Genomic DNA, 25,988 nt, shown 5'->3' on the forward strand with positions numbered 1-25,988 from the left:
TCCAACGGCGGTAATATCCGCGAAGCGGGGGGTCCACGACGGGCGGTGGCCGATGACCCTCGGACAAGCTTTCAACGCGGGGAACAACGCGCTGAACGCGTGGCGGCTGGTGCTGGCTGCCGAGGTGATGCTGTGGCACTGCTGGCCCGTCACCGGCCGGATGCCACCGGCGGCGACGCTGCAACTTCTGTTCTCGATAGGGGTGGACGGGTTCTTCGCGATCTCGGGGTTCCTCATCACCAGGAGTTGGCTCGACGACCCGCACGTGCGTGACTACCTGACCGCCCGCGCCCTTCGCATCCTGCCCGGCTACTACGCGTGCCTCATCGTGACGGCGTTCGCCTTCGCCCCGCTCAGCGTGGCGCTCCAGGGCGGCTCGGTCGGCGAGCTCGTGTGCTCCGGCGGGCCGCTCGAATACGTCCTGAAAAACAGCGCGGTGGCTTATGTCCATCTCGATGTCGGCGGAACACCAAGCGGGATACCTCATTCCGGGCTCTGGAACGGTTCGCTGTGGTCGCTGGTCTGGGAAGTGATCTGCTATCTCGCCGTCGCCGGTGTCGGTTTGGCGGGCCTGGCCCATCACCGCTGGGTCTCTCCGGCAATACTCGTCGTGGCTACGGGTCTGGCGACGGCGATGCCGCCGATGACGTTCCCCGGGGTATGGACCATCCCCCAGATCGCCGTGCGTTCGGCGATCATGTTCGCGGCCGGAGCCGTCCTCTATCAATGGAGAGAGGTGATCCCCGCGCGGTGGCCGCTCGTCGGGATGAGCGTCGTCATCGTGCTGGCGTCCAGCATGCTGCCCGATTACCGTACGGTCGCCGCCCTTCCGTTGGCCTACGCGATCATCGTGTCCGGAGCCTTGCTGAAGAGCAGCCGCTTGAGGCTACGCACGGATCTGTCCTACGGCGTCTACATCTACGCGTTCCCGACCCAGCAACTCTTGGCCGTGTGCGGCCTTGCGCGTCTTCAACCCGTTGCGTTCTTTCTCGTCGCCGCCGCGGCGACGCTACCCGTGGCCGCGGCAAGCTGGTTCCTCATCGAAAAGCCCTCGATGGCTCTCAAGCGCCGGCTCAAACGGAAGTGGTCTGACGCCGCGAAAGCCGAAGGCGGCCACCCCGCCACCACAACAGCAGGATGACCACTTCGGCGGCCACGCTGATCGCCGCATGAGGCGACGGATCCCAGCCCCGTTCGGAGAAGCCGAAAAGCCCCACGGTCCGCGACAGCGCGAAGGCGACCAGAGATCCGGCGGCCATCGCGGCACCGGCCCAGCGCAGCCACGCGGGACCGCCGGCCACGATCAGCAGAGCGATCGCCAATGACACACTGGCCTGCACCAGGAATCCCGTGCCGATGGCCGGAATGCGTTGGTAGCCATGGACATAGAGGTAGGCGTGGCTGACGGCGCTGAGGGCCAACGACGCGGCGAGTCCGAGCCGCACCAGGGCGCCGATCACCGCAACGCCCGCTCTTTCAGCGCCAGCGCGGACTCTCCCGTGGTGTAGCCGACCTCGCGGATACCCAATGCGTCGCGCAGCTTGCCGGCCGGCAGCGTCACCGGTTTGGGCGCGGGCCCGTCACCGGGTCTGGGCAGCGGGTACGCGGTGGCGGTGCCGCTGTGAAACGTCACATTGTCCTCCGTTTTGGAAAACAGCTGGTGGACATGGCCATTGAGGCACGTGACGGAGGAGAACCGGCGCAGGTAGCTCAGCGCCTGGGCGGCGTCGTCGGTGCCCCAGCCCCATTGGGGGTACATCGCGAACAAGGGGATGTGACTGAACACGATGATCGGGGTGTCGCTCGGCAGATGGGCGACGTCCTTCTTGACGAACTCCAGCTGATCCACCCCCAGATGGCCCAGCTTGCGCAGGTTCAACGTGTTGACGAGCGCGATCAGGTGCACACCGGCGATGTCGAAGCTGTACCAGCCGTCGCCAACCGCGGCCGCGCCGAAGGTGTTTCGGTACTTCTGTCCCGCGTCGTCGACGGAGTCGTGCTCGCCCGGCACGGTGAACACGTGGGGCGTCTTCAGACCGCTCATCATCTGCTTCGCCTGGTCGAACTGTTCGGGGCTGGAAAGGTGAGTGAGGTCGCCGGTGTGGATGACGAAATCCGGTGTGTAGCCGAGGCTGTTGACCTTGTCGATCGCGTCGCTGAACGTCGCCGCGACGTCCCTGTTGGGCGCACCGTTGAAGCCGAGGTGGCTGTCGCTGATTTGGGCGAACCGCAGGGCGGGCCGGACGTGCGCGCGCTGAGCCGCCGCTTCCCCGGCGACATGCGAGATGACCTCGCCCCCGGCCACGGTCAACCCGACCGCCGCCCCGAACCACGCCGTGTGCCGGAGGAGCTGGCGCCGGGTCATGGCATCGTCGCCCGGGCGGCCGGTCATCCCGTCACCACCACGGTGCCGCGCATCATCGGATGAATCGAGCAGACATAGTCGAAAGTCCCAGGGGCGGAGAAGGTGTGGGCGAAGGTCGCTCCGGTTCCCATGCCGGGTGAGTGAAATGAGCCGTCACTTGCGGCGACCGTATGGGGTTCCTCGTCGCGGTTGGTCCAGGTGACGGTGGTCCCGGCCGGCACCGTCAGGTTCGGCGGCGCGAAAGCGAAGCCGTCGATGGTGACCTGGTTGGCGCCGGCTGCGGGGGGCGGCGCGGTGATCGACACCCCGGCGGTGGGCGCGGGGGTGGTCGCCACGGAGCGCGGCCGGCCACAGCCGGGCGATGAGATCACGCTCGCGGCCAGCACGGCCGCCAAAAGCCTTCGACGCAGGGCGATATCCATGCCCACAGATAGGGCGGCGGGTTACACCGTTCAGGCGCGGCGCCCCGGAGCGAAGACCTCGATAGCACCGTCGACCTCACGAACCATCAATTCGGGCAACGGTTTTGGTGCGATCGGCAACTGGTGGGTGAGCACCTGCCCGCTGGGCGAGAACGACGTGGTGTGGCAGGGGCAGCGCAAGGTGTCTTCGGGCGCGTCGAACCACAGCTTGCACCCTTGATGGGTGCACACCCCCGATATCGCGTGCACGTTGCCGTCGATGCGCCGGACGAATCCGGTCACCGAACCCAGATCGAAAGCGCGCATGGCCCCGTCGGGCACGTCCGAGCTGGAGGCGACGCGCTGCCAGCTTCCCTCGTTGGGGGTGAGTTGCCCGGCGGCGTTATCCAGGGCACTCGGTCGCCGATGGCGACCGGAGATCACTGCGCGATCGAGGGAAACCGCGGCGACCGCGGCCGTCGCCGCGGCCGACGTGCCGACGATGACCTGGCGGCGCGTGCCGGTGCGCCCGGGCGGGGTTCGCGGCGGCGTGCCTGACATCTGCTCGCCGATGCGACGGTGCAGATCGGCGAGGAATTCCGGGCGCGGCGTGTCATCCCCGCTGCGGGCGGCCCGCAGCTCGATGGCGGTGCGCAGCTGCGCCGCCTCGAAGTCGTCGGGCGCGAACGGCCTGGGCCGGCGCCCCCGCAACAGATCGTCGACATAGCGTCGCAAGCCCCGCGCATTCATTGCTTGCCCCCATCGTTGACCTGCGCCGCCAGCCGCAGGGCGCGGTGCTGGAGCACTTTGGCATTGGGCACGCTGATTCCGAGTTCCGCGGCCGACTCCTTGATCGAATTGCCGCGCAGAAAGCGCGATTCCAGGATCAGGCGATACCGATCCGGCAGGGCGTCCAGGACGCGGGCCACCCGCTGCGGCGCGGTGCTGATCGCCTCCTCGCTGTCGGCCGGTTGCTCGATGTCCTCGATCGAGGTGATCTCCCGTCCCAGGGTCTGGCGCCAGTGTGCGGCCAGCACCGTCCTGGCCGTGGCCCGCAGGTAGGCGCGCACCTCGGCCACGCTCACGGTCAGGCGCAGCGGCCGCAGCGCGGCGAGGAACACCTCGGCGGTGAGGTCTTCGGCGTCGGTCCGGTTGCCGACGCGCGCGAACAGCGTGCGGTACACCCACCCCACGTTGTCGGAGTACACGGCCTCCCAGTCCGGGTAGCCGGGCTCATGCCCGGCGCCGGGTACCGCGCGCAGGGGTCGCGGCCCGACGGGATCGCTTCTTGCCGCCACATGCCTCCTTCACCCGATCAATATCGGCTCGGGTTACACGGGTCAGCGCGCGGCGAGCGCGGCCTCGGCGGCCATCAGCTCGTCGAGCTTGGTGGCGGTGGCGGAAAACACGGACTTGGCGATGCCCAGTATCCGGTCGCGGACCCGGGGCTTCGCCGACGCGGACGGCAGCAGGTGGCCGATCAGGTGACCGAACAGGTCCAGGCGCGCCGTCGACAACCACGACATCAAGTCCGGGTCGTCCAACCAGCGCAGCTGGTTGCTGTAATCGGCCCACGCCAGCCGTAGCCAGTCGATGTCGGTGTCCGGATGCGGCAGCGGCACGCAAAGCTCGTTTTTCAGCGAGTCGTCGCGGTACGCGGCCTCCACGTGGGCGATCAGCGCCGCGCTGAAGATCTGTTGGCAGCCGCGCACGCTCTGCAGGGTGATGCGGTTGGAATCGAATATCGGTGTGGCGGGCCGCTTTTCGGCGCCGTCGGCGGTGCAGTCGAGATAGAGCTCGCGGCCGCTGACCGCCACGGCGCCCCGGTCGAGGACCATCGTGTCGGCCTCGATGGCCCGCAGGTGCCCCATCCTCACGACGTCGGTAATCCGCCGCAGCTGCTCGAGTTCGAGGCGGGTGACGGTGGCGCAGCGGTACATGGCGGGACGGATCGCCGGGTCGATCCGCAGCAGCAGGCCGGCCTCTTCGAGGCGGTCGAACAGATCCCGCACCGACGCCGCGTCGTTGATGGCGCGCAGTTGCGCGGTGAAGCTGGCCTTGATCTTCTCGGCGAACAACGCGCCGGGCTGCATGGTCTCGCGGTCCAGCAGCCAGGAATCGCGCGGCATGATCCAGGTGAGCCGATCCGGGTCGACGCCCTGGCCCAGTAGCCACAGGCAGGTGTCGATGCCGGTCTTGCCCGCCCCGACGATGACGTAGCGCTCGTGGGCGCCGCGCCGCGGCAGGTCGCCGGGCGGGACGCAGTCGATGCCGGGCGCGACCCGATAAGGCGGCGGGCGCATCGCGGGGACCGTGACCCGCATGTAGGTGGCGTCGACGACGCGGCGCGCCACCCGGACGGTGTAGTCGGCGCCGGCGAGCGTGCGGAACCGGGCTTCACCACGGTGTTCGCCGAGGTATTCGCTCATCGGGAAGTAGCTGACCCGCCCGCTCGGCAGCAGCCGCCGGCGCATGATGTGGTCGTAGTAGGCGCAGATCTCGCCGGCGGTGGCCAGTTCGTAAAGCCCCCGGTTCCAACCGACTTGGTCGATGGCGTCGCCACCCAGCGGCAGCGAGTTGACGCCGTAGAACGCCGAGGGCTGGTGCAGCCGCACGAACGGGTAGGCCATGGTCCAGTGCCCACCGGGCGCGTGGTTGCGGTCCACCACCACGACGCGGGCCTGCGCCGCTGAGGCTTCGGCGACCAGCGCGTCGATGAACGCCATGGCCATGGCGCCCGCCCCGACCACCAGGTAGTCGGCCTCGATGGTGTGCATACCGCTGTCAGGCTAGCCCGCCACCCACCTTGCCAAGGCCCGAACCGGGTTACTAGGATATGCAAGTATCCGCTTAAGCGCGTCAACCACATCCGAGGGCCCCATGACCACACAGATTCCCCACTTCATCGACGGTCGGCGCACCGCCGGCCAGTCCGGCCGCACCGCCGACGTCTTCGACCCCAGCACCGGGAGTGTCCAGGCCCAGGTGCCGATGGCCGGCCAGGCCGACATCGACGCCGCGGTGGCGTCGGCCCTCGAGGCCCAAAAAGGTTGGGCCGCAACGAATCCGCAACGCCGCGCGCGGGTGATGATGCGTTTCATCGAGCTGGTCAACAAACACAACGACGAGCTGGCCGAGCTGCTGTCGCGCGAGCACGGCAAGACCCTGGCCGACGCCAAGGGCGACATCCAGCGCGGCATCGAGGTCATCGAGTTCGCCATCGGCATCCCGCACCTGCTCAAGGGCGAATACAGCGAGGGCGCCGGTCCGGGCATCGACGTCTATTCGCTGCGCCAGCCGCTGGGCGTGGTCGCAGGCATCACGCCGTTCAACTTCCCGGCGATGATCCCGTTGTGGAAGGCCGGCCCGGCGCTGGCCTGCGGCAACGCGTTCGTGCTCAAGCCCAGCGAGCGCGACCCGTCGGTCCCGGTGCGCCTCGCCGAACTCTTCGTCGAGGCCGGCCTGCCACCGGGCGTGTTCCAGGTCGTGCACGGCGACAAGGAGGCCGTCGACGCCATCCTGAACCACCCGGACATCCAGGCGGTCGGGTTCGTAGGGAGCTCCGACATCGCCCAGTACATCTACGCCGGGGCCGCGGCCACCGGCAAGCGTTCGCAGTGCTTCGGCGGCGCGAAGAACCACATGATCGTGATGCCCGATGCCGACCTGGACCAGGCCGTCGACGCGCTGATCGGCGCGGGATATGGCAGCGCGGGCGAGCGCTGCATGGCGATCAGCGTCGCGGTCCCGGTCGGTGAGCAGACCGCGGACCGGCTGCGCGCCCGGCTCATCGAGCGGATCAACAACCTGCGCGTGGGCCACAGCCTGGACCCCAAGGCCGATTACGGTCCGCTGGTGACCGAGGCCGCCGTGGCGCGGGTGCGCGACTACATCGGCCAGGGCGTCGACGCGGGCGCCGAATTGGTCATCGACGGCCGCGAACGCGCCAGCGACGACCTGACTTTCGGTGACGCCAACCTCGAAGGCGGCTTCTTCATCGGGCCGACCCTGTTCGACCACGTCACCCCGGACATGTCGATCTACACCGACGAGATCTTCGGGCCCGTCCTGTGCATCGTGCGCGCCCACGACTACGAGGAGGCCCTGCGTCTGCCGTCCGAGCACGAGTACGGCAACGGCGTGGCCATCTTCACCCGCGACGGCGACGCCGCCCGCGACTTCGTCTCCCGCGTGCAGGTCGGGATGGTCGGTGTCAACGTGCCGATCCCGGTGCCGGTGGCCTACCACACCTTCGGCGGCTGGAAGCGCTCCGGCTTCGGCGACCTCAACCAGCACGGTCCGTCGTCAATCCTCTTCTACACCAAGACCAAGACGGTGACGTCTCGGTGGCCGTCCGGCATCAAGGACGGCGCCGAATTCGTCATTCCCACAATGGATTAGGGCCGCGCATGTTTACCCTTGACGACGACGAACGGGTGATCACCGAGACGGCCGCCGCGTTCGCCGCCAAGCGCCTGGCCCCGCACGCCCTGGAATGGGATGCGGCCAAGCACTTTCCGACCGACGTGCTGCGTGAGTCGGCGGAGCTAGGCATGGCGGCGATCTACTGCCGCGAGGACGTCGGCGGCAGCGGGCTGCGCCGGCTCGACGGGGTCCGCATCTTCGAGCAGCTGGCGATCGCCGACCCCACCACCGCCGCATTCCTGTCGATCCACAACATGTGCGCGTGGATGATCGACACCTTCGGCACCGCCGAACAGCGCAAGGACTGGGTCCCGCGCCTGGCGTCGATGGACGTCATCGCCAGCTACTGCCTCACCGAGCCGGGCGCCGGCTCCGACGCCAGCGCGTTGAGCACCCGCGCGGTCAAAGAGGGCGGCGACTATGTGCTCGACGGGGTCAAGCAGTTCATCTCGGGCGCGGGCGCGTCGGACGTCTACGTGGTGATGGCCAGGACCGGCGGCGAGGGCCCGCGCGGCATCTCGGCGTTCATCGTCGAAAAGGACAGTGCGGGGCTGAGTTTCGGCGCGCTGGAGGAGAAGATGGGCTGGCATGCCCAGCCCACCGCCCAGGTGATCCTGGAGGGCGTGCGGGTGCCGGCCGACGCGATGCTGGGTGGCGCGGACGGCGAGGGCGCCGGATTCGGCATCGCGATGAACGGCCTCAACGGCGGCCGGCTCAACATCGCCGCGTGCTCGCTCGGTGGCGCCCAGGCCGCCGCCGACAAGGCGGGAGCCTACGTTCGCGATCGGCAGGCGTTCGGCAAGTCCCTGCTCGACGAACCGACCATCCGGTTCGCCCTGGCCGACATGGCGACCGGCCTCGAGACGTCGCGCATGATGTTGTGGCGCGCGGCCAATGCGTTGGACACCGACGACCCCGACAAGGTCGAGTTGTGCGCGATGGCCAAGCGTTACGTCACCGACACCTGCTTCGAGGTCGCCGACAAGGCCCTGCAGCTGCACGGCGGCTACGGCTACCTGCGCGAGTATGGTCTGGAAAAGATCGTGCGCGACCTGCGGGTGCACCGGATCCTGGAAGGCACCAACGAAATCATGCGAGTGGTCATCGGTCGGGCAGAAGCCGCACGGTTCAGAGCTTCTCCGGCAACCGCATAGAAGGGTCTTCAGATGACCGAGCACGTGACCGTGGCTTTCCTGGGGTTGGGCCACATGGGCGGGCCCATGGCGACGAACCTCGTTGCGGCCAACCATGCGGTGCGCGGATTCGACCCGGTGCCCGCGGCGCTGTCCGCGGCCGCGGCGGCCGGCGTCGCCGCCTTCGACACCGCCGTCGACGCGGTGGCCGGTGCGGACGTGGTCATGACCATGCTGCCCAACGGCGAGTTGGTGAAGCGCTGCTACGCGGAGATTCTGCCCGCGGCGCGGCCCGGTGCTCTGTTCATCGACAGCTCCACGATCTCGGTCGATGACGCCCGCGAGGTGCATGCGCTGGCGGAGTCGCGCGGCATCGCCCAGCTGGACGCGCCCGTCTCGGGCGGGGTGAACGGCGCGGTCGCCGGGACGCTGGCATTCATGGTGGGTGGCGACGACGCCGCCCTGCAACGCGCGCGGCCGGTGCTGGAACCCATGGCGGGCAAGATCATTCACTGCGGCGCGGCCGGGGCGGGCCAGGCCGCCAAGGTGTGCAACAACATGGTGCTGGCGGTGCAGCAGATCGCGATCGGCGAGGCGTTCGTCCTGGCCGAAAAGCTCGGCCTGTCGGCGCAGTCGCTGTTCGACGTGATCACCGGGGCGACCGGAAACTGCTGGGCCGTGCACACCAATTGCCCTGTGCCGGGCCCGGTCCCGACGTCGCCGGCCAACAACGACTTCAAGCCGGGGTTTGCGACCGCGCTGATGAACAAGGACCTTGGACTGGCGATGGATGCGGTGTCCTCCAGCGGTTCGACCGCCCCCCTGGGCCGCCACGCCGCCGAGATCTACGCTGAGTTCGCCGCCGATCACGGTGACAAGGACTTCAGCGCGATCATCGAGACGCTGCGTTGACCGCGCGCCGAACGTCGACTTGTGGCGGGAAATAAGCCGATTCGGCGCAACAACTCCACGTTGGGCGCGCGGGACGAAGAGCTTCAGAAGTCGCCGGCGTTGCGGCGCAACGTCTCGATGGACGACGCGAGGTCCTGCGATTCGGCGTCGGACATCCCGAGATCGGCGAACACCTGCTTGTTGAGCGTGATCGTCGCGTCCTCGACCGTGGAGCGGCCCAGGTCGGTGATCTGGACCAGCGTGGTGCGCCCGTCGGTGGGGTGCGGAACACGCTGCACCAGCCCGTCGGCCTCCAGCCGGCGGATCGCGTGGGTGACGCTGGTGACGTGAACCTGCAGCCGGTCGGAGGCCTTGGTGATGGGTAGCGCGCCGGAGCGGCTGAACGCCAGCAGCCGCAGCAATTCGTACCGGGAGAAGCTGAGGTCGTAGGGCCGCAACGCCGTCTCCACGCGGGCCAGCAGGATCTGGTGCGCACGCATCACCGACGTCACCGCGACCATGCCCGGCGCCACGTCACCCCACCCGGCGCGCTCCCAGTTGGCCCGCGCCGCGGCGATCGGATCACGCTTGTCCGGTCGTGAGTCGGCCACGCCCCTTCTTACCGCACTTGGAGCCCGAGCGTGGCCTTTCCCAACGCCGACAGCACCGCCGTCGTCGATGCGCGGCCGCCCACGGTGATCCGCGCGGCACCGTCCGCGTAATACCGCACGCGTGGAGCGTCGTCGCCGAAAGCCTCACGCCACGACAAGCCCTGTTGAGACGGCAGATACATGAAGTTCGCGTGCGCGTCGGTCGTGTAGATCCCCAGCGCGCTCAGGCGCATCCGGAGATAGCGGCGTTCGGCGGTGATCAGCCGGATCCGGCGCAGCAGTTCACCTTCCGCGGCATACGACGCCGCGACCGCGAGCAGGCCCGTGATCGCGATGCCGAACGGCAGCTGCTGGGTCCACAGCGTCGGCGCCAGCTGGTGGGACGCCACCGCGTAACCGATTCGCAGCCCGGCCAGGCCGTAGGCTTTGGAGAAGGTCCGCACCACCACGACGTTGGGAAAACGGGTGACCAGTGCCGCCACGTCGAAACGGTGCTCGGGAGCGGTGAACTCGATATAGGCCTCGTCGAGCAGCACGACGGTGTCGCGCGGCACCCGGCGCAGGAACCGGAGAACGGCGGCCGCGGGCTCCAGCGTGCCGGTCGGATTGTGCGGCCGGCACACCACCACCACGCGGGCGGCGCCGGCCGCGTCGGCCAGCGCGTCGAGGTCGTGCTGGCCGTGCGCGTCCAGCGGAACGAACGACGAGTTCAATCGTGCCAGTTGCGCGACGATCGGATAGCCATCGAACGTCGGCGACGCCATGGCGATCGTGTCGCCCGGCGCGGTCAGCGCCTGCAGCGCCTGCAACACGACGCCCGTCGCCCCGGCGCCCAGCACCACCCGCTCGGTGGGCACACCGATGTGGCCGGCGACCAAGCCGCGCAACCGCTCCGGCAAGAACTCCGGATACCGGTTCGCCGCGGAAACGGACCGAATCAACGCCGAACGCACCGACGGTAGCGGCGGAAACGGATTCTCGTTGAGCGACAAGGCGAACGGATCCACCGCGTCGGGCAGCGCATCGCAGATCTGGCCGGCAACCGGGGCCGGAACCGCGTGCATCAGTCTCGTCCGCCCCAGCGCACCGCGGCGGCGCCGGCGAAGTCGCCGGCATGCGCGAAGGCCGCCATCATGACCACTTCCCCGGCACCCAGCTGGCCGTCGGCGATCGCGCGGTCCAGATTGATCGGGATCCCGGCACCGAACAGGTTGCCGCACTCGTCAAAGGTGTCCCGATGACGTTGCGGGGGCAACTCGAGCGCGTCACGCCAATTGCGCAGAAACGCCCTGTTGGGCTGGTTGGTGACCAGCAGGTCGATGTCCTTGGCGGCCAACCCGATTCGGTCGCAGACCGCCAGCGCCACTTCCGGAACCTGCCGGTTGCCGCGGGCCAGCACCTTGGTGATCTTGCTCTCCGTGAAACCGATGCTGCCCTCGCCGGGGCCGGCCTGCCACCACTTGCGGGGCGGGTCGTAGGACAGCGTCATTTCGCCCGCATACTCGCCGTAGGTGCGGCACTCGACATCCAGGATGGGCGAGTGTTCGCTCAGCGCGACCAGTCCCACGGCGGCGCCGTCACCGGGCACCGCCGACTGCGCCTTGCGGCGGATGGTCGGCTGATCGAAGAATTGTCCGGCCGCGTTCTGTGCGATCGCGATGAGCGCGGTGCGGCCCTGGCCCGCGGACAACAATGTGCGGGCCACGTTGAGCGCCAACACGAATGCGGCGCAGCCGCCGTTGTTCAGGTCGAGCACCCAGGACGGCCGCATGCCCAGCCGATGCGCGATGCCGCCACCCTGGCCGTAGAACGCCATGTCGGGTACCTGGGTGTGGGTGATCAGCACGTCCGCACCTGCGACGACGTCGTGGCCGTGCCGTTCGATCAGGCCCCGGGCCGCACGCTCGATCATGTCGACCGAGCTCTCGTCCGCGCCGACGTGATGGCGAAACTTCGGAGCGCGGAACATCACGTTGTCGCGCAGGTCGTCGGATTCGGCGAATCGGGCGTAGTAGCCGGCGGGAATCGGATCCCCCGGCAGATAGGTGGAAACGTCGATCAGGCTGACGGTCGGCTTAGCCATGGTCTGCTCATCTCATCCACACCGGCGTCACGGGCAGGCCGTTGCGGTGGCGGTACTCGGCGATCGCCTTGAGGTTGCGCAACTCCAGCAGGTGGCCGGCGGCGAACATGTCCCAGAAGTCGCCGACCCACACGGGCCGCTGCGCCGGAGCGGTCTCCGGGTACGGGTTGTGGTCGTAGAAGGGGTGGTGGCAATTCGTCCACAGCACAACCGATCCCGGCTTGTCGAGGACGGTCTGGGCGTCGACGACACGCATCAGGTAGATCATCCACAGATGTTTGCCTTGATCCCAGGCGCAGTGGTAATCCACGGTCCGCGCCTGGGCGTTGGCGACGGTGCGCGTGTAGATCTCGGTTTCCGAGCCGAGCCGGTCGTGCGCCAGCCATAATCCGGGCTCGTCGGTGGGGGTGAACCCGCGCAGGCTGTACGTCCACTCCTCCAGGCTGCGGGTGTCGGCCATGTACTCGTAGAGCTCGTCGGGCGGGCAGTCGACGTAGTCGTTGACGGTGCAGTACTGCCCGAAGACCTGGTCATGCGGGTACACCGACCGCATCATGTCCATGATGATCGGCGTGGCCTTCTCCCTGGGGCTGGTTTCGATGCGGGTGACCCCGTCGATGAGGTCCGGGATATCCTCAAGCGCTGGCAGCGACATTGGTCAAGTTCTCCTCAGCAAGTGAAATCTGGTCCACCCCGCGGCCTTTGGCGGGCGCGGCGGTGAGAAATGGTGCGAACGGCGGGATCTCGTCGGCGGCGCACTCGACACTGACCACCGCCGGGCCGTCGATGTCGAGCGCCGCGCCCATGGCCGCGGCGAATCCATCGGCGTCGCTGACGTCCACCGCCGCCAGGCCGGGGAACATCGCCGCCAGGCCGGCGCCGAGCCGGCTGGGACGAAACCGGTTGTAGCTGTACAGGTCGTCGTAGAACAGCTGCTCGCGGGTCACGCACATGGCGTGCGCGTTGTTGTTGAACAACACGAACGTCATCGGTAGCCGGTACTGCACGGCCGTGTGCACCTCCATGCCGTGCATGAAGAACGCGCCATCACCGGCGATCACCACGGTGCGGCCGGCCGGGCGGCCAGTGTTGGCTCGCCCCAACGTCATTCCGATCCCGGCGCCGAAGCTGTAGCCCATGCCGCCCATGCCGAGCGCGACGGCGAACCTGCCGCCGCGTCGCACCGGGAGGTAGTGGATGGCCGCGGCGCCGGTGTTGCCGGCGTCGACCACGATGTCGGACCCGTCGGGCACGACATCGTCCAGCACCGCCATGGCCTCGCGGTACCGCACGCCCGGCCCGGTGAAGGGCGGGGGCGTCATTTCGGCGGGCCGGCCCGCGCCGGGGATGCGCGGACCGGCCGGCCGCCCGCGGTGGCGAACCGCATGGGTCAGCGCGCGCAGCGAGCCGCGCAGATCATCGGTATGCACGTGGGTGCAGGGCAGATACGGCGGCGCCGAACCGATCGAGACCGTCCGCACCGCCGCCAGCGCCTCGTCCAGGCCGCCGCGCGCGGTGACCGCCAGCCGGGTGCCGACGATGAGGCACACCGCGCTGGTGGCCACCGCCTCGGCCACGTTGCGGTGACCCATGACGCCGGTCACCCCCAACGCGGCCGGCCCCCCGTCTGCAGCCGCGACATCCTTCGCGTCCGGCACGGTCGCCACCCGCGCGTGCAGCAGCGCGCGTAGCTCTTCGAGTTCGGCGCGGGCGTCATCGCGCGCCACCTGCTCGCCGGCCAGGATGGTGACCCGTCCCTGCACCCGCCGCAGCTCGGCGACGATCGGATGCGGGTTGCCGATCGCGGCCCGCATGCCATCCGCGTCATTGTCGTCACGCCCGGCGTCAAGATGGGCCTGCTGAATGTCCTTGGGCAGCAACAACACCGCCGGTCCGCCGATGCGCGCCGCGGCGATGGCCCGGGGCAGCAGCGAGACGATGTCGGCCGGCGTCAGCAGCCGCTCGCAGAACACCGATACCGCCGAGAACAATGCCTCGGCGTTCAACGATCCGTTTGCGCCGCTGGTGTCCTGAAAGCTGCCGCGGCCGTCCATCGTGCGGGCGGGCTGGCCGACCAACGCCAGCACCGGAACCCGGCTCGCCAGCGACTCGCCCAGACCCGCAACGAGGTTCAGCGCGCCCCCGCCCGAGGTCGCGGCCACCACGCCCACCCCGGCCCCGCTTCGGCTGTACCCGTCGGCCATGGTGGCCGCGGAGAACTCGTGCTTGGCCAGCACCGCGTCGATGTCGGGGCAAAAGTGCGCGGCGTCGTACACGTCCTCGATGTTGGCGCCGTCCACACCGAAGATGTGATCGACTCCGATCGCCGCGAGGTGCCCGACGATATGGTCGACCACCCGGTGCCTGCCAAGCATGCCTGATGAAACGAGGTAGCGGCCCGGTCGGTTCATCGTCGTCCAGATCCAGTACATGAACCGTTCACCGGCGGCCATCGTGATGTTTGAATGACCGTCGAACTTTGCAACGTCGTGCGCGAATACCGGGTCGGCGGTCAAACGGTGCGGGCGCTCGACGGCGTCAGCCTGCGGCTGGCGGACGAGCAGTTCGTGTCGGTCGTCGGACCGTCCGGGGCGGGCAAGAGCACGCTGTTGCACGTGCTCGGCGCCTTGGATTCCCCCGATTCCGGGTCGATCGCCTTCGATGGCGAGGAAATCGCCCGCCTTAGCGATGAACAGCAGTCGCGGTTCCGCCATCGGCGGGTGGGTTTCATCTTTCAGTTCTTCAACCTGCTGCCGACGCTGTCGGCCTGGGAGAACGTGGCGATTCCCAAGCTGCTCGACGGAGTCCGGTTGGGCAGCGCCAAGCCGGACGCGATCCGCCTGCTGGACCGGGTCGGGCTCGGCAACCGGGCGCAGCACCGGCCGGCGGAACTGTCCGGCGGCCAAATGCAGCGGGTCGCGGTCGCGCGTGCCTTGATGATGAACCCGCCGCTGATCCTCGCCGACGAGCCGACCGGAAACCTGGACTCCGCGACGGGCGCGTCCATTTTGGCGCTGTTGGCGGAGGTGGCGCACGAGGAGGGTGGGGGTCGGCTGGTGGTGATGGTGACCCACAACGCCGACGCGGCCGCGGCCACCGACCGGGTGATCACGCTGCAGGACGGTCGCGTCGGTTCGGACGTGATGGCGGTCGCGGGGTGAGGCCCGGGGCGCGGCGCGGCCTCAAGCTCACGGCCGCGGCGAGCAGGCTGCGCGTGTTCAGCCTGCGCGAGCTGGCCGTGCATCGACGCCGCACGTTTGCGTCGATCGCCGTAATGGCGGTCTCGGCAACGTATTTGGTGGCGATCTTCGGCATCTTCGGGTCGATCACCGGGTCGGTGGGCCGGCTGGCCGACGGGATCGCCGGGGTCGCCGCGCTCGAGGTGTCCGGCATCACCGACGGCGGATTCCCCGACTCGATACTGGCCGACGTGGCCGGCGTTCCCGGCGTAGCCACCGCCGCACCGATGATCCGGGCGTCGGCGTCCACACCGTCGGGGCCGGTGCTGCTGCTGGGCGCCGACGCGAGCACCGCCGCCCTGGGCGGCGCCCTCAAGGACGTGGTGACCCGGCCGGTGCAGGCGCTGTCCTCGACGCCGTCCGGCGTTCAGGCCGGACCCCGCGTCGGCTATGCGAAAGGCCAGGCGTTTCAACTGGGTTCGGCGTCGGTCACGGTGACCGATGTGCTCGCGGGCAAGCGATACGAGGACCTCAACGGCGGGCACTACGTGCTTGCGCCACTTGCCTTGGCGCAGAACGCCACCGGCCGCACCGGTCAACTCGACTCGATACTCATCACCACGAAGCGGGGCGCCGACCCCGGCGCCGTCCGCGCCGCGGTCACCGCCGCCGTGCACGGCCGTGCGATCGTCGCGGCCCCGAGCTTTCGGGCGGCCCGCGCCGGCGACGGCGTCAAGCTGATGAACTACATGGCCCTGCTGGGCGCCGCGGTCGCGTTGGTGGTCGGCGCGTTTTTGATCTACACCACGATGACGATGGCGATCACCGCGCGCCGGCCGGTCATCTCGATGCTGCGGGCTATCGGCGGCCGGCGCGCCAGCATCGTCGGCGACATGCTGGCGGAGGCGGCGGTGCTCGGCCTGATCGGCGGGGCAATCGGGTCCGGCATGGGAATTGTGGCGGGCCACATCGCGATTGGGCGCTTGCCCCCGGCGATGACGCAAGGGCTCGAAGCCCGCGTGCAGTATTGGCTGCCCGGTTATGCGATACCGCTGGCGCTCGCGGCGACGGCGCTGACCAGCGTGGCGGCCTCGGCGATGGCGGCGCGGCAGGTGTACAAGGTCTCGCCGATCGAGGCGCTCGCGCCGGTCGGGGCCTCGGCGGCCGACACGGTGCCGCGGTGGCTGCGCATCGCCGGCGGGGTTGGTGCGGTGGCGGTGTTCGCGGTGTCGACGCCGGTCGTCACCGGCCAGCGCGGCAGCTACGCCGTCGTGGCGATGGCCGCGGTGCTGGGCGCCGAGATCGCCCTGGGCTTCGCGCTCACCGCGCCCATCGTCCACGCCACGGCGGCGATGGCGCGCACGTTCGGGTCGTTCGGGGCGCTGGCCGCGGCGACGATCCAGCGTGCGCCGCGCCGGGTGTGGGCGACCGTGATGACCGTGCTCATCGGGGTACTCACCACCGTCGTGATCACCGGCACGAACGCCGACATGATTCGGTCCGCGCGGGACATCTTCGCACCGGTCACCGATACCGACGTGTGGGTGAGCGCGGACCCGCCCGACAGCTACCCCACCGACGTTCTGCCACAGGGGCTTTCCGCGAAGGTCGCCGCGCTTCCCGGCGTGGCGCGCGTGACCGAGGGAGCGTTCGGTTTCGCCGTGGTCGGCGGTACCCGCGTCCTGCTCGACGGGTTTTCCGCCGGCAGCAACGATGCGCTCTTCCGGGCGCTGGACGAACGGGTGCGCACCGAGGTGCTCGCCGGCCGCGGTGTGGTGCTCACGCGGATTCTCGGCACCACTCTGCACGTCCGGGCCGGCGACCAACTGCGGCTCCAAACGCCGCACGGCCCGCGGTCGGTGACCGTGCTGGCCCTGGTGCCGTTCTTCTCGACCGTGATCGGCACCGTCGGAATCGACCTCGACCAGATGCGGGCCTGGTTCGATCGCCCGGCGGCGACGACACTGCAAATCGCCGCGGCCCCGGGGGTGAATCGGCAGCGGCTGCTGGCCGGCGTCCGCGAGGCGGCGCCGGCCCCGAACCACGTGTACGACGGCCCCACCGCGCTGGCGGGGCTGCAGGCCCCGCTGCGTCAGAGCATGTTCATCGCCAACGCGGTGTGGGTCATCGTCGTGGCGGTGGCCGCGGTCGCACTGCTGAACACGCTGACGCTCTCGGTGAACGAACGCCGCCGCGAAATCGGCGTGCTGCGCGCCATGGGATCCAGCCGGCGGTTCACCTTGCGGATGGTGCTGGCGGAGGCGGCCGGAATCGGTGTCGTCGGCGGCGTTTTGGGGCTGGCGCTCGGTCTGACCGACCAGTGGTTGTTCAGCCGCATCAGCGACGACATCATGAATTTCGAAGTCGGCTTTCACCCGAGCCCCCTGGCGCTCGCCTTCACGCTCGGGGCGCTGGCGATCAGCCTGCTCGGCTCGGTGCCACCGGCACGGCGCGCGGCGCGCCTGTCCATCATCGAGGCGGTCAGCGTCGAGTGACGGTGGCGAATCCCTGCAGATGGGGTTTGCACGGGAAGGGCACCGGCGTTCGGATGCTGCGCAGCGCGGCGGTGTCGAATCCGGCGGCGGCGATGGCCTCGAGGGTGCGCCGGTTCGGCTCGCAGCCACCGGCGAGCCACGACCACGGCTTGGCGATCAGATCCTGGAACCGGCCGGTCGCGCCGTCACCGCGCACGTGCTCGAGGACCACGAGCCTGCCGCCGGGCACCAGCACCCGCCGGATCTCGCCGAGGGTTGCGGCCACGTCGCCGACCGAGCACAACACCAGCCCGGCGTGGACGGATTCGAAAGAGTTGTCCGGGAAGGGAATCGACTCGCCCGTTCCCTCGACGAGGTCGACCGCGATGCCGCGGCGCCGGGCGAGCCTCGCGGCCATCCGCCGGAACGGCGCCGCGGGCTCCACGGCGGCGACCGACGTCACCGTGTCGGGCAGAAACATCAAGTCGGTTCCCGGCCCCAGCCCGAGCATCAGCAGCCGGCCGTTCGCGTTACTCAGCGCCGCCCGTCGGTAGCGGTGGTAAAAGAGCCGGTCGAAAAGCGGCTGGCCGAATCGGTACACGTAGGGGAACGCCAGGCTTCGCAGGGTCATCGTGCGCCCAAATCCATTCGGAACGGCGGGTATTCGTCGCGCATCAACGACACGTACACCGCCACCCGGTATCGCCAGCGGACCATGCCCATGAGCAGATCGAACGCGCCCCGTGGGATCGTCCCGGTGAACAGCAGCGCCAGCGCGGCGATGACACACAGCACCTGCAGCGGCGCCTCCATCGACCAGCACAGCAGAACCTGGGGGATGGCCAGCAGCCACTTCACCAGCACCGCCCAGTTTTTCAGCCGCTCGGGATAGTCGACCGCGAGATCGCCGGGGTAGTCGGGCCGAGACGCCAGCGTGAAAGGCGGGTACCTGTCGGTGCTGTTCATCGGGAAGCGGTAGTTCATCAGCCGCCACGACCAGCGCAGCACGCCGACGTTGAATACGAACAGCGGCCGCGGATATCGCCCGGTGCACAGGATGGCCACTCCGGCCGCCACGGTCGAGAACGGATAGATCAGGTAGAGCAGTATCAGTATCGGGTAGTGCGGCACGGCCAGCACGCACCACTTCACCAGCCAGAGCCAGCGCGAGGGCGAGTCGAAATCGCCTCGCACTCTTACGGAATCGGCCGGGCTGTTCACGGGCTTGACGGGACCGTCGCCGCTACCCCCAAGTTTCGGCTGATTTCGGCGGACATCCGGCGGTGACTCGTAAGGCGCAGAAACGTCGTCAGCGCGCCGGCCTGCAGCCGGTCGGAGATCAGCGCGGCCGGTCGCAGCACGAACTCACCGTGCGACACCGGCAGCGACGCCACCCAGGACACGGCCATGACTTTGCGTCGACGGGTCCTCTCATACCACCGCAGGGCGGCCGAGACATCGGCGCCGCCGTTGGTCCCACCGCGAAAATCCCTCAGCGCCTTGCACAAAACCATCGTGTCGAGCAGCGCCTGGTTGGTCCCCTGCGCCAGGGTGGGCGGCATCGCGTGCGCGGCATCGCCGAGCAACGTGACGGGGCCGTGCCCCGGGCCCGGAATCGGATGGCGAAAATGCGGGAACGGCGAGCCGGCCAGGTCGTCGTCGCTCAGCGTCGCGAGCACCCGGTCGACAGAGTCGGACCATCCGGCGAAGTGGGACCGGATCATCTCGATCGGGCGCTGCGGTCGGACGAAGCCATGCGACCACGGCAGGTCGAACCACCACTGCACCTCCGACCCGCCGGCGGGCCACAGGCCGAGGTTTCCGCGCGCACCGATGATCATCAGCGCGGCATCGGAATCCGCGATCTCCGGGACAGTGGCAAGCCCCTGCCAACTGCACCAGCCGGTCGGCTTGGCGGCTTGCGCGCCAACGCAATTGCGCACCATCGAGTGCAACCCGTCGGCACCGATCACCACGTCCGCATCAGCCACGGTGCCGTCGCCGAACTCCACGCAGACACCGACGTCCGTACGGTTCACCGCGATCACCGGGGAGCCGCACCGGATGCGCTCGGCGTCGAACCCGTCGAGAAGGCGTTCCAGCAATATTCGGCGCGGAACCATCCGCACGGGTGCGCCCAGCCGCCGCACCATCGCGGTGACGTCGAGCGTGGCCAGCGGCCGGCCGTGGGACGTCACGGCCCGCACGGTGGCCAGCAGGCGGCCAGCGCCGCCCATGTCGACACCCAGCTGGTTCAGCACCGTCTCACCGTTGGACCAGATCGTCACCGCACCGCCGGGCGCCTGCACGTCGGGCCGGCGCTCGAAGACGGTGACGTCATGTCCGTCCCCCACCAAGCCGCGGGCGACGGAGATGCCGGCCACGCCGGCGCCCACCACCAGCACCCGAAGCGGACGCCCGAACACGCTGGCTCCGATCTCTACAGCGAACGCTGCAACAACACCTTGCCGCTGTCGGCGGCGACCACTTGCACGGCGGCGATCTGGTCGACCGGGGTCGAGATCGCGCCCACGGGTGTCGCGGTGTGACCGGGCACGGCCACCCAGGTCGCCAGCCGCGTTTGGCTGCCGTCGCGACCCACCACGACCATCGCCAGCGTGTCATGGTGCGCGTTCAGCGGGGCCAGGCACACGCACCGAAGCGCGATGGATGTGCCCCAGTGCTGGCCGGTGACCTGGACGCTGGAGGTCAGCAGCGAGGTGCCCACCTGCGCCATCGGCTCGGCCGACGCGGTCACCTGCTGGGCGGGAGTCGACGACCAGGCCTGCAGGCCGACGAACACCCCGATCGCCAGCACCGCGGCCGCCGCGGCGGAGGCCACCCAGGTCACCACCCGGGTGCGCCGCCGGCGCCACCGCACCGCCGCCAGCAACGACGGCAGCATCTCCTCGGACATCTCCGGCGCCGGGCCGGACTCGTCGATCGCGGCCACCTCGTCGCGGTCCAGTTGCGAAAGCAGTGCCGGCACGCCGCTGAGGTCTGCGACCGCCTCACGGCAGGCCGGGCAGCGCGCCATGTGCGTCTCGAATTCGCGGCGTTGCGCGGCCGACAGCGACCCCAGCACGTATGCGGCATCCCACATCGCGTAGCGGTCTTCGGGAGGGCCGATATCGGCCACCGGCGTGTTCATTTCATCCATGTCCTTCACCCCTCAAGCCTTCGGAGCCCTCATCGGGTAACCCCAAGTTCCTGCAGAGTGAGTCGCAACGCCCGTACGGCATAGTGTAGTCGCGACTTCACCGTTCCCTCGGCGATGCCGAGGTCTGCAGCTATCTGCGTGGTGGTCCAACCGCGGTAGTAGGACCGTTCGATCACCGCTCGGTGATCGGCGGACAGCTGGGCCATCGCGTCCGCTATCAGCAACCGGTCCAGGGCCGCGTTGACCTCGTCCGGCGTGGACTGTTCGGGCGCCCCCGAGACGTCGGTCGAACCGACGACGTTGCGGTACCGCGCGCTGCGCCGATCGTCGATGATCATGTTGCGGGCGACGGTGAACAACCACGCCCGCGCCGAGCGCTCGGTGTCCCCGACGACTTCGGGATGCTGCCACGCCCGCAGCAGCGTTTCCTGGACCACATCCTCGGACTGGCTCGTGTCCCCCGTCAGGCGCAACGCGTAGCGCCACAGAACCGCGGCGTGTTCGTCGAAAAGCGCCTTCATCAGAGCGGCTTCGGCAGCCGCTGACGCGTTCCGAGTGCCAGCCACACGAGCCACTCGATCACCTCCTGCCGGGAGAACGAGCCGAGCAGGCGCCCGGTTCAACGGCCCCGACCCGCCGCGCCCGGCTTCGCCGCGCTTGCGATCGTGGCTCGTTCAACGGCCCCGACCCGCCGCGCCCGGCTTCGCCGCGCCTGCGATCGCGGCTCGTTCAGGCCCCCAGGGTCAGGATGCGCGGTCCGGACTCGGTGACCGCGACGGTGTGCTCCCAGTGTGCCGCCCGCGAGCCGTCGGTGGTGACGACCGTCCACTGGTCGTCGAGCACCACGGTCTTGCCGGTTCCCAGCGTCAGCATCGGCTCGATGGCCAGCACCGACCCGGGGGCCAGCTGCGGCCCGCGCCCTGGCGAGCCCTCGTTGGGCAGGAACGGGTCCATGTGCATCTGCCGGCCGATGCCGTGGCCGCCGTATCCCTCGACGATTCCGAAGGACCGCGAGTGGCGGGCCGCGGCCGCGTGCGTACCCATCTCGATGGCGTGCGATACGTCGGTCAACCGGTTGCCGGGCACCATCGCGGCGATCCCGGCCTCCAGCGATTCCCTGGTGGCCTGGGACAGCGCTTCGTCGGCCGCATCCAGGGTCCCGATCCCGAAGGTGATTGCGGCGTCGCCGTGCCAGCCGTCCAGCACGGCGCCGCAGTCGATCGATACCAGGTCACCCGAGCCCAAAACCTCTGCGGCCGAAGGGATTCCGTGGACCACCCGCTCGTTGACCGACGCGCAGATCGATGCCGGGTAGCCGTGATAGCCCAGGAACGACGGCACCGCCCCGGCGTCGCGGATCACCGATTCGGCGATCTCGTCGAGGCTCAGCGTCGATACGCCGGACACCGCGGCGGCCCGGACGGCCTGCAGCGCGGCCGCCACGACCGCGCCCGCCGCGGCCATCGCGTCGAGTTCGCCGGCGCTGCGCTGCGGCACCACCTTGCGACTCCGCAGCCGCGCCAGCGGGTTCATTTCTACTTGCCCAGCGCCTGCAGCGCGCGGGCGAACACTTCGTCCAAGGTGCCGATGGCGTCGACGGTCTTGAGTTCGTCGCGGTAGTAGTCCAGCAGCGGGGCGGTCTCGTCACGGTAGACCTTCATCCGGTTCAGGATGACGTCGTCGGTGTCGTCGGCGCGGCCGCGCGACTTGAGCCGCTGCAGCAGCTCGTCCTGGGAGACCCGGAACTCCAGCACCGCGTCGATGTCGGTGCCGCGGCGTTCGAGCATCTCGTGCAGCGCCTTGGCCTGCTGCAGCGACCGCGGGAACCCGTCCAGGATGAAGCCGTTGGCCGCGTCCGGGTCGCTCAACCGGTCGTCGACGAGCTGGTTGGTCAGCTCCGAGGGCACCAGGTCACCGGCGTCCAGGTAGCGCTTGGCCTCCAGGCCCAGTTTGGTGCCGTTCTCGATGTTGCTGCGGAACAGCTCACCGGTGGAGATTTGCGGGATCCCCAGCTTTTCGGAGAGCTTCTGCGCCTGCGTCCCCTTGCCCGCCCCCGGCGGACCCAGCAAAACGACTCTCACTTGAGGAACCCTTCATAGTTGCGCTGCATGAGCTGACTCTCGATCTGCTTGACCGTATCCAAGCCCACGCCAATCATGATCAACACCGCGGTGCCGCCGAACGGCAGGTTCTGTACCGCCCCGCCGTTGCCGATCTGCAAGAACAGGTTGGGCAGCACCGAGATCGCACCGAGGTAGATCGAACCCGGCAACGTGATCCGGCTCAGCACGAACCGCAGGTAATCGGCGGTCGGCTTGCCCGGCCGGATCCCGGGGATGAACCCGCCGAACTTCTTCATCTCGTCGGCGCGCTCATCGGGGTTGAAGGTGATCGACACGTAGAAGTACGTGAAGAAGATGATCAGCCCGAAATAGATGCCGATGTAGACGGGGTCGCTGGGGTCGGACAGGTAGCTGCCGACGAACTTGTCCCACCAGCTGTTGCCCACGCCGCCGCTGCCGCTGCGGATCAGCTGGGTGATCAGGTGCGGGATATAGATGAGCGAGGACGCGAAGATCACCGGGATGACACCGGCCTGGTTGACCTTGAGCGGCAGATACGTCGAGGTGCCGCCGTACATCCGGCGGCCGACCATGCGCTTGGCGTATTGCACCGGGATGCGCCGCTGGCCCTGCTCGACGAACACCACGCCGACGATGATGATCAGCGCGGCGATGAGCACGGCGGTGAAGATCATCCCGCCCCGGCTGTCCAGGATGGTCTTGCCCTCGGCGGGGATGCGGGCCGCGATGCCGACGAAGATCAGCAGCGACATGCCGTTGCCGATGCCGCGTTCGGTGATCAGCTCACCCATCCACATCACCAGGGCCGCGCCGCCGGTCATCACCAACACGATGACGATCAGCGTCAAGATGCTCTGGTCGGCGATGATGTCCAGCGAGCAGCCCTGCAGCAGCCCCCCGTTGGCGGCCAGCGCCACGATGCTCGTGGCCTGCAGGATCGCCAGCGCGATCGCCAGATAGCGGGTGTACTGCGTCATCTTGGCCTGGCCGGACTGGCCCTCCTTGCGCAGTTCCTCGAACCGCGGGATGACCACCGTGAGCAGCTGGACGATGATGCTGGCGGTGATGTAGGGCATCACGCCCACCGCGAACACCGTGAGTTTGAGCAGCGCCCCGCCGGAGAACAGGTTGATCAGCGAATAGATCTGTCCGGCCGCGCCGCCGCTGGCCTCTTTGATGCACTGCTGGACGTTCGGATAGTTGACGCCCGGGGACGGCAGCGCGGCGCCGACCCGGTACAAGACGACGATGCCAAGCGTGAAGAGGATCTTCCGTCTCAGGTCGACTGTCCGCAGCGATGAGATGAAAGCGGAAAGCAACTCTTCCTCCTGCGCAGCCGGGGGTTTCCTGCATCACGCGCCCAACTCCCGCAGGCCAGGACGTACGGCGTCGCGCGTCGAACCGTGTACGAGACTAACAGCTGGTCCGGTCAGGTCCGGTCAGGGCCTTTCCCGCGGCCACCGGAAATGCTCGGACGGGGCCCCGGAAAAAGCACAGGAAGCCGTCAGGCCGGCGGCGTAGAGTGCGGCTGTCTCGTTGCATTTGCTAAGTAACTTGGGAGCAGTATGACACGCACCGACCAAGACAGCTGGGACTTGGCCTCGAGCGTCGGCGCCACCGCCACGATGGTCGCCGCGGCCCGCGCGCTGGCCAGCGGGGGAACCAATCCGATCATCAACGACCCGTTCGCCGCGCCGTTGGTGCGGGCGGTCGGCCTGGATTTCTTCCGCCGCCTGGTCGACGGCGAGGTCACCGAGCCCGAGGGCGACGGGGCGGCCGGAGGCGGCGGGAAGGAGCTGGCGCTGGAGACCGATTCGATGGCGGTGCGCACCCGCTTCTTCGACGACTTCTTCCTCAATGCCGCCCGCGACGGGATTCGCCAATCGGTGATCCTGGCCGCCGGCCTCGACGCCCGCGCCTACCGGCTGGGCTGGCCGCCCGGCAGCGTGGTGTACGAGGTCGACCAGCCCAAGGTCGTCGAGTTCAAGAGCGCCACCCTGGCCAGCCTGGGCGCCTCCCCGGCCGCGGACCGGCGGACCGTCGGCATCGACCTGCGGGAGGACTGGCCGGCGGCGTTGCGCGGCAGCGGCTTTGACGTGACGCGGCCGACGGCGTGGAGTGCCGAGGGCCTGCTGATGTACCTGCCGCCCGACGCGCAGGACCGGCTCTTCGACAACATCACCGCGCTCAGCGCGCCCGGCAGCAAGCTGGCCACCGAATATCACCCCGACAACGGGACGACGATGTCGCAACGCGCGCGGGAGTTCAACGACAGGTGGGCCAGAGTCGGCTGCGACATCGACCTTTCGGGGCTGTTCTTCGACGGCGAGCGCAGCAACGTCGTCGACTACCTCACCGGCCGGGGATGGCGGGTGAGTACCCGGCCGCGGCGCGATCTGTTCGGCGACTACGGCCTGGAATTCCCCGACGATGACGAGGCGGCGCAGCACCCCAACATCGTTGCGGTCACCGCGACATTGGGCTCATAACCGCGGCCACGCCCAGCGCTCAGCCGGGGGGTTTGGCCGCCGGTGCGCGCACGACCATCGGGACCGCGGGGAAACACCACGCCATCTCCGAGCGCGACTTGCGCAGGGCGGCGGTGCCGTAGCCCCGCTTGCGGTAATCGGGGTGAATCCAGATCCGCACGTTGACCTCGCCGCGGACCAGCTCGCCGAACACCATGCCGACCTTCTGGCCGGAGTCGACGGCCACGAACCACGCGGCCTCCTCGTCGTCGACGCGTCCGAGGGCCGCGCTGATCTCGTCGTCCAGGCTGCCGGCCGGCCCGCCCGAGCCGTCGCCGGCCGCGCCGATCTCCTCGGTGCGCACGGCGAAGATGTCGCGGTCGGTGGCGGCGGAGAAGGGCCGCAACTCCAGGGTCTCTCCCGAGCTCGCCGGGCGCTCGCCCAGGGTGAAGCTCAGCTGCTTGTTGAGGTCTTCGAGTTCGGCGAGGATCTTGCGGCGCGAGTCGATGGTGAGCTGATCGAACGACATGCCCATCACCGCCTCGGCGGCCAGGTGGGAGGTGTCGAGCAGCCGGACGATCGCCTCCACCGCGGCCGCCCTGTTCTCTGATTCCACGATGGCGTCGGCGATTTCGTGCCGCCGCTCCACGGCTTTCGACAGGGCGTCGGCGATTTCCCGGCGGGTGGCTTTGCGGTCGTGGTCGGTCATTGCAC

General features: G+C 69.0%; 27 protein-coding genes. 7 read left to right on the forward strand and 20 right to left on the reverse strand.

The window, feature by feature from the left end; all coding sequences use genetic code 11:
• The first annotated feature begins 52 nt into the window (after positions 1-52).
• Complete coding sequence (locus OCU_RS45765) at positions 53-1,141, forward strand: acyltransferase family protein (RefSeq protein ID WP_014381088.1); 1,089 nt, start codon at positions 53-55, stop codon at positions 1,139-1,141.
• Here the strand turns inward: OCU_RS45765 and OCU_RS45770 are convergent.
• The 6 genes from OCU_RS45770 to OCU_RS45795 are packed head-to-tail and all read right to left on the reverse strand — an operon-like array spanning position 1,074 to position 5,543.
• Positions 1,074-1,460, reverse strand: a complete 387-nt coding sequence (locus tag OCU_RS45770; RefSeq protein WP_008260507.1) for a hypothetical protein — start codon at positions 1,458-1,460, stop codon at positions 1,074-1,076. The two genes, OCU_RS45765 and OCU_RS45770, sit on opposite strands and share 68 nt — an antisense overlap.
• Positions 1,457-2,392, reverse strand: a complete 936-nt coding sequence (locus OCU_RS45775; protein WP_008260508.1) for a metallophosphoesterase family protein — start codon at positions 2,390-2,392, stop codon at positions 1,457-1,459. The genes OCU_RS45770 and OCU_RS45775 overlap by 4 nt, the downstream gene beginning before the upstream one ends.
• Positions 2,389-2,787 (reverse strand): cupredoxin domain-containing protein, encoded by a 399-nt coding sequence (locus OCU_RS45780; RefSeq protein WP_036429491.1) that lies wholly within the window; start codon positions 2,785-2,787, stop codon positions 2,389-2,391. Before OCU_RS45780 ends, OCU_RS45775 begins: the two co-directional genes overlap by 4 nt.
• 30 nt (positions 2,788-2,817) lie before the next feature.
• Positions 2,818-3,516 carry a Rieske (2Fe-2S) protein gene (locus OCU_RS45785; protein ID WP_014381090.1) on the reverse strand — a complete coding sequence of 233 codons (699 nt, stop codon included), beginning with the start codon at positions 3,514-3,516 and terminating at the stop codon, positions 2,818-2,820.
• Positions 3,513-4,064: an RNA polymerase sigma factor gene (locus OCU_RS45790; protein ID WP_008260512.1), complete on the reverse strand. Its 552-nt coding sequence runs from the start codon at positions 4,062-4,064 to the stop codon at positions 3,513-3,515. The genes OCU_RS45785 and OCU_RS45790 overlap by 4 nt, the downstream gene beginning before the upstream one ends.
• A 42-nt stretch (positions 4,065-4,106) precedes the next feature.
• The gene (locus OCU_RS45795; RefSeq protein WP_014381092.1) at positions 4,107-5,543 is read right to left on the reverse strand and encodes a hypothetical protein; all 1,437 of its coding nucleotides are present in this window, start codon (positions 5,541-5,543) and stop codon (positions 4,107-4,109) included.
• 103 nt (positions 5,544-5,646) lie between these two features.
• Between OCU_RS45795 and OCU_RS45800 the strand changes: the two genes are divergently transcribed.
• The 3 genes from OCU_RS45800 to mmsB are packed head-to-tail and all read left to right on the forward strand — an operon-like array spanning position 5,647 to position 9,236.
• Positions 5,647-7,167 carry a CoA-acylating methylmalonate-semialdehyde dehydrogenase gene (locus OCU_RS45800; protein WP_014381093.1) on the forward strand — a complete coding sequence of 507 codons (1,521 nt, stop codon included), beginning with the start codon at positions 5,647-5,649 and terminating at the stop codon, positions 7,165-7,167.
• Positions 7,168-7,175: 8 nt separating this feature from the next.
• The gene (locus OCU_RS45805; RefSeq protein WP_014381094.1) at positions 7,176-8,345 is read left to right on the forward strand and encodes an acyl-CoA dehydrogenase family protein; all 1,170 of its coding nucleotides are present in this window, start codon (positions 7,176-7,178) and stop codon (positions 8,343-8,345) included.
• Between the two features lie 12 nt (positions 8,346-8,357).
• Positions 8,358-9,236: a 3-hydroxyisobutyrate dehydrogenase gene (gene mmsB, locus OCU_RS45810; protein WP_009956591.1), complete on the forward strand. Its 879-nt coding sequence runs from the start codon at positions 8,358-8,360 to the stop codon at positions 9,234-9,236.
• 83 nt (positions 9,237-9,319) lie between these two features.
• On the opposite strand, the gene OCU_RS45815 is transcribed toward mmsB, so the two are convergent.
• The 5 genes from OCU_RS45815 to OCU_RS45835 are packed head-to-tail and all read right to left on the reverse strand — an operon-like array spanning position 9,320 to position 14,320.
• Complete coding sequence (locus tag OCU_RS45815) at positions 9,320-9,826, reverse strand: MarR family transcriptional regulator (protein ID WP_008260522.1); 507 nt, start codon at positions 9,824-9,826, stop codon at positions 9,320-9,322.
• An 8-nt stretch (positions 9,827-9,834) separates the two neighbouring features.
• A complete protein-coding gene (locus OCU_RS45820; protein WP_009956590.1) occupies positions 9,835-10,890 on the reverse strand; it encodes a pyridoxal phosphate-dependent aminotransferase in 1,056 nt (351 codons plus the stop codon).
• The gene (locus OCU_RS45825; protein ID WP_009956589.1) at positions 10,890-11,909 is read right to left on the reverse strand and encodes a 3-oxoacyl-ACP synthase III family protein; all 1,020 of its coding nucleotides are present in this window, start codon (positions 11,907-11,909) and stop codon (positions 10,890-10,892) included. The genes OCU_RS45820 and OCU_RS45825 overlap by 1 nt, the downstream gene beginning before the upstream one ends.
• 7 nt (positions 11,910-11,916) lie before the next feature.
• Complete coding sequence (locus OCU_RS45830) at positions 11,917-12,564, reverse strand: hypothetical protein (RefSeq protein WP_008260527.1); 648 nt, start codon at positions 12,562-12,564, stop codon at positions 11,917-11,919.
• A complete protein-coding gene (locus tag OCU_RS45835) occupies positions 12,545-14,320 on the reverse strand; it encodes a thiamine pyrophosphate-binding protein (protein WP_043955847.1) in 1,776 nt (591 codons plus the stop codon). Before OCU_RS45835 ends, OCU_RS45830 begins: the two co-directional genes overlap by 20 nt.
• Positions 14,321-14,374: 54 nt before the next feature.
• Here OCU_RS45835 and OCU_RS45840 point away from each other — a divergent pair, with 54 nt between their 5' ends.
• Together OCU_RS45840 and OCU_RS45845 are read left to right on the forward strand one after the other, a co-directional pair.
• Positions 14,375-15,070 carry an ABC transporter ATP-binding protein gene (locus tag OCU_RS45840; RefSeq protein ID WP_009956588.1) on the forward strand — a complete coding sequence of 232 codons (696 nt, stop codon included), beginning with the start codon at positions 14,375-14,377 and terminating at the stop codon, positions 15,068-15,070.
• Positions 15,067-17,583, forward strand: a complete 2,517-nt coding sequence (locus OCU_RS45845) for an FtsX-like permease family protein (protein ID WP_009956587.1) — start codon at positions 15,067-15,069, stop codon at positions 17,581-17,583. The genes OCU_RS45840 and OCU_RS45845 overlap by 4 nt, the downstream gene beginning before the upstream one ends.
• Here OCU_RS45845 and OCU_RS45850 read toward each other — a convergent pair.
• From OCU_RS45850 to secY, 8 genes are all read right to left on the reverse strand, one after another.
• Positions 17,570-18,193: a class I SAM-dependent methyltransferase gene (locus tag OCU_RS45850; RefSeq protein WP_009956585.1), complete on the reverse strand. Its 624-nt coding sequence runs from the start codon at positions 18,191-18,193 to the stop codon at positions 17,570-17,572. The two genes, OCU_RS45845 and OCU_RS45850, sit on opposite strands and share 14 nt — an antisense overlap.
• Positions 18,190-18,756, reverse strand: coding sequence for a DUF4389 domain-containing protein (locus tag OCU_RS45855; protein ID WP_014381096.1), 567 nt, complete (start codon positions 18,754-18,756; stop codon positions 18,190-18,192). The genes OCU_RS45850 and OCU_RS45855 overlap by 4 nt, the downstream gene beginning before the upstream one ends.
• Positions 18,757-18,779: 23 nt before the next feature.
• Positions 18,780-19,988 (reverse strand): FAD-dependent oxidoreductase, encoded by a 1,209-nt coding sequence (locus OCU_RS45860; RefSeq protein WP_036459676.1) that lies wholly within the window; start codon positions 19,986-19,988, stop codon positions 18,780-18,782.
• A gap of 14 nt (positions 19,989-20,002) precedes the next feature.
• Positions 20,003-20,722: an anti-sigma factor family protein gene (locus OCU_RS45865; protein ID WP_036429494.1), complete on the reverse strand. Its 720-nt coding sequence runs from the start codon at positions 20,720-20,722 to the stop codon at positions 20,003-20,005.
• Positions 20,723-20,751: 29 nt separating this feature from the next.
• Complete coding sequence (locus tag OCU_RS45870) at positions 20,752-21,243, reverse strand: sigma-70 family RNA polymerase sigma factor (RefSeq protein WP_009956581.1); 492 nt, start codon at positions 21,241-21,243, stop codon at positions 20,752-20,754.
• A gap of 208 nt (positions 21,244-21,451) precedes the next feature.
• Positions 21,452-22,255, reverse strand: a complete 804-nt coding sequence (map, locus tag OCU_RS45875; RefSeq protein WP_014381099.1) for a type I methionyl aminopeptidase — start codon at positions 22,253-22,255, stop codon at positions 21,452-21,454.
• 2 nt (positions 22,256-22,257) lie between these two features.
• Positions 22,258-22,803 carry an adenylate kinase gene (locus OCU_RS45880; RefSeq protein ID WP_009956578.1) on the reverse strand — a complete coding sequence of 182 codons (546 nt, stop codon included), beginning with the start codon at positions 22,801-22,803 and terminating at the stop codon, positions 22,258-22,260.
• A complete protein-coding gene (secY, locus tag OCU_RS45885; RefSeq protein ID WP_008260543.1) occupies positions 22,800-24,125 on the reverse strand; it encodes a preprotein translocase subunit SecY in 1,326 nt (441 codons plus the stop codon). Before secY ends, OCU_RS45880 begins: the two co-directional genes overlap by 4 nt.
• A 246-nt stretch (positions 24,126-24,371) precedes the next feature.
• On the opposite strand from secY, the gene OCU_RS45890 reads away from it, so the two are divergent.
• A complete protein-coding gene (locus tag OCU_RS45890) occupies positions 24,372-25,295 on the forward strand; it encodes a class I SAM-dependent methyltransferase (RefSeq protein WP_014381101.1) in 924 nt (307 codons plus the stop codon).
• A 19-nt stretch (positions 25,296-25,314) separates the two neighbouring features.
• Here OCU_RS45890 and OCU_RS45895 read toward each other — a convergent pair whose 3' ends face one another.
• A complete protein-coding gene (locus OCU_RS45895) occupies positions 25,315-25,983 on the reverse strand; it encodes a GNAT family N-acetyltransferase (protein WP_008260545.1) in 669 nt (222 codons plus the stop codon).
• Between the last annotated feature and the right edge of the window lie 5 nt (positions 25,984-25,988).

Source organism: Mycobacterium intracellulare ATCC 13950, from assembly GCF_000277125.1.
Classification (GTDB): Bacteria; Actinomycetota; Actinomycetes; order Mycobacteriales; family Mycobacteriaceae; genus Mycobacterium; species Mycobacterium intracellulare.

Excerpts from the sequence above, each read along its gene's own strand:
- OCU_RS45765 (WP_014381088.1), top strand. The coding sequence starts at position 53 with ATGACCCTCGGACAAGCTTTCAACGCGGGGAACAACGCGCTGAACGCG.
- OCU_RS45775 (WP_008260508.1), bottom strand. The coding sequence starts at position 2,392 with ATGACCGGCCGCCCGGGCGACGATGCCATGACCCGGCGCCAGCTCCTC.
- OCU_RS45780 (WP_036429491.1), bottom strand. The coding sequence starts at position 2,787 with ATGGATATCGCCCTGCGTCGAAGGCTTTTGGCGGCCGTGCTGGCCGCG.
- OCU_RS45785 (WP_014381090.1), bottom strand. The coding sequence starts at position 3,516 with ATGAATGCGCGGGGCTTGCGACGCTATGTCGACGATCTGTTGCGGGGG.
- OCU_RS45795 (WP_014381092.1), bottom strand. The coding sequence starts at position 5,543 with ATGCACACCATCGAGGCCGACTACCTGGTGGTCGGGGCGGGCGCCATG.
- OCU_RS45800 (WP_014381093.1), top strand. The coding sequence starts at position 5,647 with ATGACCACACAGATTCCCCACTTCATCGACGGTCGGCGCACCGCCGGC.
- OCU_RS45805 (WP_014381094.1), top strand. The coding sequence starts at position 7,176 with ATGTTTACCCTTGACGACGACGAACGGGTGATCACCGAGACGGCCGCC.
- mmsB (WP_009956591.1), top strand. The coding sequence starts at position 8,358 with ATGACCGAGCACGTGACCGTGGCTTTCCTGGGGTTGGGCCACATGGGC.
- OCU_RS45820 (WP_009956590.1), bottom strand. The coding sequence starts at position 10,890 with ATGCACGCGGTTCCGGCCCCGGTTGCCGGCCAGATCTGCGATGCGCTG.
- OCU_RS45825 (WP_009956589.1), bottom strand. The coding sequence starts at position 11,909 with ATGGCTAAGCCGACCGTCAGCCTGATCGACGTTTCCACCTATCTGCCG.
- OCU_RS45830 (WP_008260527.1), bottom strand. The coding sequence starts at position 12,564 with ATGTCGCTGCCAGCGCTTGAGGATATCCCGGACCTCATCGACGGGGTC.
- OCU_RS45835 (WP_043955847.1), bottom strand. The coding sequence starts at position 14,320 with ATGAACCGACCGGGCCGCTACCTCGTTTCATCAGGCATGCTTGGCAGG.
- OCU_RS45840 (WP_009956588.1), top strand. The coding sequence starts at position 14,375 with ATGACCGTCGAACTTTGCAACGTCGTGCGCGAATACCGGGTCGGCGGT.
- OCU_RS45850 (WP_009956585.1), bottom strand. The coding sequence starts at position 18,193 with ATGACCCTGCGAAGCCTGGCGTTCCCCTACGTGTACCGATTCGGCCAG.
- OCU_RS45865 (WP_036429494.1), bottom strand. The coding sequence starts at position 20,722 with ATGGATGAAATGAACACGCCGGTGGCCGATATCGGCCCTCCCGAAGAC.
- OCU_RS45870 (WP_009956581.1), bottom strand. The coding sequence starts at position 21,243 with ATGAAGGCGCTTTTCGACGAACACGCCGCGGTTCTGTGGCGCTACGCG.
- map (WP_014381099.1), bottom strand. The coding sequence starts at position 22,255 with ATGAACCCGCTGGCGCGGCTGCGGAGTCGCAAGGTGGTGCCGCAGCGC.
- OCU_RS45890 (WP_014381101.1), top strand. The coding sequence starts at position 24,372 with ATGACACGCACCGACCAAGACAGCTGGGACTTGGCCTCGAGCGTCGGC.
- OCU_RS45895 (WP_008260545.1), bottom strand. The coding sequence starts at position 25,983 with ATGACCGACCACGACCGCAAAGCCACCCGCCGGGAAATCGCCGACGCC.